This is a genomic window from Streptomyces sp. NPDC004561, from assembly GCF_053602155.1.
Window position 1 is genome coordinate 1 of record NZ_JBSGDB010000615.1, and the last position, 4,543, is coordinate 4,543.

At 68.7% G+C, this 4,543-nt stretch carries 5 protein-coding genes; 1 reads left to right on the plus strand and 4 read right to left on the minus strand.

Translation table 11 applies throughout. The annotated features are described in order from the left end of the window. Positions 1-195: 195 nt before the first annotated feature. Positions 196-1,167, minus strand: a complete 972-nt coding sequence (locus ACWEN3_RS42020) for an SDR family NAD(P)-dependent oxidoreductase (protein WP_452982690.1) — start codon at positions 1,165-1,167, stop codon at positions 196-198. 63 nt (positions 1,168-1,230) lie between these two features. Between ACWEN3_RS42020 and ACWEN3_RS42025 the strand changes: the two genes are divergently transcribed. Further along, the gene (locus ACWEN3_RS42025) at positions 1,231-1,803 is read left to right on the plus strand and encodes a TetR/AcrR family transcriptional regulator (protein WP_452982693.1); all 573 of its coding nucleotides are present in this window, start codon (positions 1,231-1,233) and stop codon (positions 1,801-1,803) included. Positions 1,804-1,862: 59 nt separating this feature from the next. Here the strand turns inward: ACWEN3_RS42025 and ACWEN3_RS42030 are convergent, their stop codons facing one another. The 3 genes from ACWEN3_RS42030 to ACWEN3_RS42040 form a co-directional block, all read right to left on the minus strand. Further along, positions 1,863-2,297, minus strand: a complete 435-nt coding sequence (locus tag ACWEN3_RS42030) for a TIGR03668 family PPOX class F420-dependent oxidoreductase (protein ID WP_358939755.1) — start codon at positions 2,295-2,297, stop codon at positions 1,863-1,865. Between the two features lie 33 nt (positions 2,298-2,330). Then, complete coding sequence (locus ACWEN3_RS42035) at positions 2,331-3,158, minus strand: LLM class F420-dependent oxidoreductase (protein WP_452982696.1); 828 nt, start codon at positions 3,156-3,158, stop codon at positions 2,331-2,333. Positions 3,159-3,507: 349 nt separating this feature from the next. Continuing rightward, positions 3,508-4,161 (minus strand): helix-turn-helix domain-containing protein, encoded by a 654-nt coding sequence (locus ACWEN3_RS42040; protein WP_452982699.1) that lies wholly within the window; start codon positions 4,159-4,161, stop codon positions 3,508-3,510. Between the last annotated feature and the right edge of the window lie 382 nt (positions 4,162-4,543).

Below are 4,543 nucleotides of genomic sequence, written 5' to 3' on the forward strand. Positions count from 1 at the left end.
GGCGAATTCGCCCGCGTCACCAGCCTCCAGCCCACTGACCTGCACCTTCAGCCCGGTAGGGACTCCAGAACCCCCGAATTACGCGGAACGCAGGTCGGACGTGGCCGTCTTCGCAGGCCACGTGCTATCGGCCTTGTGGGTCGTGCGGTGACCAACCGAGAAGGCGGCGGTGCCGCTTGCTGTGGCGTCGAAAGGTCAGGCGTGGAGCAGGTCGGTCGAGACCGTCCAGAGGCGCTTGGCGGCGGCGGGATCGAGCGCCCATTCCTTGACCCCGTGCGGATGCTGCGCGAGGTCGGCGTCGTTCGGCACGGTGTAGGCCTCTTGTGAATCGTCGAGGTAGTGGCCTCCGGAGCGGGCGAACTCCGGGGCGACGGCCGCGACGATGCTGGTGGCAGCCCCCTGCTCGACCGTTTTGTACGTGAACACTCCGGCGGCTTCGGCCGCGTCGAGCGACTCCCTCTGTTGCGTTGTGAAGTTCCGCTGCAGTCCCGTCGCGACACCACCGGGGTTTACCCCATTGGCCATGATGCCGTCAGACGCCCAGAGGCGGGTCGCCTCGACGGCGAAGAGAGAGTTCGCCGTCTTCGACTGGGCGTAGGCAATCTGCGGGTCGTAGCTGCGACGCTCGAAGTGGAGGTCGTCGAAGTCGATGCCGGAACGCATGTGCGCCGTCGAACTGACCGAGACGATCCGCGCTCCATCGCGGTCGGCCGCTCCCAGAGCCAGGGCGTCATGAAGGCCGCTGGCCAGGGCGAAGTGGCCAAGATGGTTCGTCGCGAATTGCAGCTCCCATCCCTCACGTGTTCGTTCGAGGCCACCAGTGACCACGCCCGCGTTGTTGATCAGCAGGTGAAGTGGGCCGCCCCACGCGTCAACGAATCGCGTGACAGTGGTCCTGTCGGCAAGGTCGAGCCGGACGACCCGGGGCCGTATCCCTCCGGTCGACTTCGCGATCGCCTCAGCGACGGCGTCACCCGCAGTCGTGTTGCGGACAGCGAGCGTCACATCCGCCCCGGCAGCGGTCAACACACGAGCCGTCTCGATCCCGATTCCGGAGGTAGCGCCCGTCACGATCGCGCGGACGCCGGTGAGGTCGACGCCCCGCAGGACCTCGTCCGCGGTACTCGAGGCGGTGAAGGGCGTGGAGATGGGTCCGCAAGTAGTCATGGCGGTGACTATACGTAGTATACTTGATTTGTATAGTACGACTCTCGATCGTATGCTCGTTCCATGAGCAGTCCCGATGCCGGCCACCCACCGTCGACAGTCGCCGATACCGACCGTCGGACCATGGTTCTGGACTCCGCCATGGTCACGTTCGCGCGATTCGGTTACCGGAAGACCTCGATGGAGGAGGTGGCGCGGGCGGCGCACATCTCTCGGCCCGGGCTCTACTTTCTCTTCTCCTCGAAGGAGATTCTGTTCCGTGCCGCGGTCACCCAGGCCCTGGAGCGGGACATCACAGCGGTCGAACACGTCCTGGCCGACCCCAGCCGACCCCTTCCAGAGCGCCTCGTCGAAGCGTTCGACCAGTGGGCGGGCCGCCACATCGGCCCGCTGACGCGCGACGTCGCGGCGGTCATCGAGGACAACCCCGACCTCCTCGGCGAGATCGCCGAGACCACGCCGCGACGTTTCGAGGAACTGATCACAGAAGCGATCGCCGTCGAGTCAGGACAAGACGCGGCCCCCCTTGTCGCACAGACGATGATCAGCGCATCGATCGGCCTCAAGCATCAGGCGGCATCACGGGAGTTCTACCTCGAACGACTGGAGGTCGCCATCGATCTCCTGGTGCGCTGAAGATACTTACTGTAAAAGACAAGCTGATGCCGGGGGCGGCGTGTCCCCTGCCAGTACGGTCACCCCCCCGACGCGGCACGCCAGCCGTGCCACCGGCGGACGGCGATCACGAGCGCCGGACCGGTCGGCGGTCGCTGCCGGTACGGCGCGTACTTCTCCCGCAACAGGGCGACGGCCGCCGGGTACTCGCCCTGGTTGCCGGGCGGCAGCACGCGGGCGTCACCGTCCGCGCGGACCCACCACAGCCGCTCCCAGTCCTCGTCGTACGCGTCGACGAGCAGGCAGACAGCCGGGTGGGCCGCGATGTTGTCCAACCGTTTCAGCCGCTGCGACCTCTTCGGCTTCCAGTCGACGGCGGTGACGATCTCCTCGCCGTGGGCCGCAAAGACGACCGGCACCAGATGCGGGCGCAGGCCCGCGTCCACCGTCGCCAGGCGCGCCACCCGCGCGGTCGTGAACCGGCGGCGCGCCTCGTCCTCGGCCATGTCCGGCACGGTCAGCTCCTATTCAGCGACAGCCGCGAGCTGTCACCGGTGGCCGGACGTGGCCTCGGCCAGTTCGTCCAGGGTCCCTAGCGTCTGGTTCTCCGGCAGGGTCGGCAGATACAACAGGACGCGTTCGACGCCGAGTTCGGCGTAGGTGTCGAGCGCCTTCCGGTCGTACCGGCCCGCGTACACCACGACGGACGGGCGGTCACCGGCCGTCCGCCGCATACGCGCGATGCGTTCACCCAGCTTCTCGAGCGGCAGATCGCTCGGCATCCACGCCGCACCGTACGCGGCGACGCGTTCGAAAGCGCGCTCGCTGTCGCCCCCGACCCAGATGGGCGGATGCGGCTTCTGGACCGGCTTGGGCCAGGCGTAGACGGGATCGAAGTCGACGAAGTCGCCATGGAACTCGGCCTTCTCCTTGGTCCACAGCTCGATCATCGCGCGGATGCGTTCGTCCATGAGCCGCCCGCGGACGGCCGGATCCGTCCCATGGTTGCGCATCTCCTCGCGGTTCCAGCCCGCGCCGACCCCGAAAACGGCCCGGCCGCCGGAGATCAGATCGAGGGAGGCGACCTCCTTCGCGGTGTGGATCGGATCGCGCTGGATCACCAGGGCGATGCCGGTGCCCAGGAGCAGGTCACGGGTCACCGAGGCGGCCGCGGCGAGCGCCACGAACGGGTCGAGCGTCCGGTAGTAGATCCGCGGCAGCTCACCGCCCCCCGGGTACGGGGACTCCCGCTTGACCGGAATATGCGAGTGCTCGGCCAGCAGCAGGGAGTCGAACCCACGCTCCTCCAGGGCGGGTCCCAACGCCTTGGGGCCAATGCCTTCATCGGTGACAAATGTCGATACTCCGAACTTCATCCGCGACCACCTCGTCTCGTCGGCACACCTGCTGTCAGTGTGACGGGGCCGGTCGCTCCTCGTCGGGCATGACCTCCCGCGGCGCGGCGCGGCGTGGCGTCCGGACCCCATGCCCACTGTTGTCACTGCCCGACCCACGCGTCCGCCGGCCGCTGCAGGGCCCACCTCGCGCAGCACCGCAGTGGTGAGCACGAGAACGCCGGCCGATCGCACGCGGGTCGTCACGGAGCTCATAGACGATGTCGAGCATCCGCGCCCGGCCCTCGCGACCGTGTGGCGGCCAGCGCCTTCCACGTCCGGTTCCAGCTCAGTTCGCCCGGCGGTCCGGCGGCGATCAGCCGGCCGTGGTTCAGCACGACGACGTGGGTGGCGCGCATGGCAACCGGCAGGAGTGCCGCGCGCCGGTGTGGGCGTGGGTGGGCGGGCGAGGAGTGGAGAGGTGGAACGGCCCGCCCGCATCAAGGGGGAGGTTCCAGATCCGCCCGATAGTGGACTTCGACAACCCGGTGCGCTTGGCCATCGAGGCCCGCGACCAGTGGGTGTCCTCGCCCGGAGTGGACTCCAACGTCGCGATGACCACGTCCTCGACCTGGTCAAGCAGGATCGAGGGCGGCCGGCCCGGGCGCGGCTCGTCCGCGAGCCCGTCCAGGCGAGCCGCGATGAACCGCGACCTCCAGCGGTTCACCGTCGCCTGCGCGATGCCGAGTTCGGCGGCGATCTGCTTGTTCGTCCCGCCCTCCGCGCAGCGCAGCACGATCTTCGCGCGCAGCGCCAGGAACTGCGCGGTCTTCGCCTGCCGTGCCCAGCGCGTCAACTGCGCACGCTCACCATCGGTGAGGACCAGGTCCGGCTTGCGCCGGCCCGGCCGTGGCTCGTCGGCCAGGCCCGCCAGCCGGTGAGCCGCGAACCGGGAGCGCCACTTGCGCACCGTCGCCACGTTCACACCCAAGTCAGCCGCCACCTGGGAACTCGACGCACCACTACCAGCGCCCCGGACCGGCAGCCTCCGGGCACACCGGCCACACCCCGGCTCTCGGACCTGGAGCCGGGGGAGATACTTCGCGTGCCGTTGCGGTACGAGCGGGCCGTGCTCGCCGGCGCGGCGGTCCGCGAGAAGCTGGGCGCTGGCGTGTCAGCGGTGAGACGACTTCTCGACGGGATGGATCAGCGTGTTCCGCCCAGGTCAGACGCCGGGGAGGCGGACGCAGACGGCCTTGACGGTGACCGTGAGGGGGAACTGGCTGGCGTTGCGGACGGTGCCTCGCCAGGTGGTGTTGCTGGTCGACTCGAACTAGTAGTGCTTGGTCAGGTCCGTATCGGTGCGGGTATGTCGCAGTGGCAGGTGGGGCAGGCGCCGGTCCAGAGGGCGAGGAGTGTCTGTAGCT

What these genes read in the sequence shown, in the direction of transcription:
- ACWEN3_RS42020 (WP_452982690.1), bottom strand. Translation starts at nt 1,167, where the DNA reads ATGACTACTTGCGGACCCATCTCCACGCCCTTCACCGCCTCGAGTACC.
- ACWEN3_RS42025 (WP_452982693.1), top strand. Translation starts at nt 1,231, where the DNA reads ATGAGCAGTCCCGATGCCGGCCACCCACCGTCGACAGTCGCCGATACC.
- ACWEN3_RS42035 (WP_452982696.1), bottom strand. Translation starts at nt 3,158, where the DNA reads ATGAAGTTCGGAGTATCGACATTTGTCACCGATGAAGGCATTGGCCCC.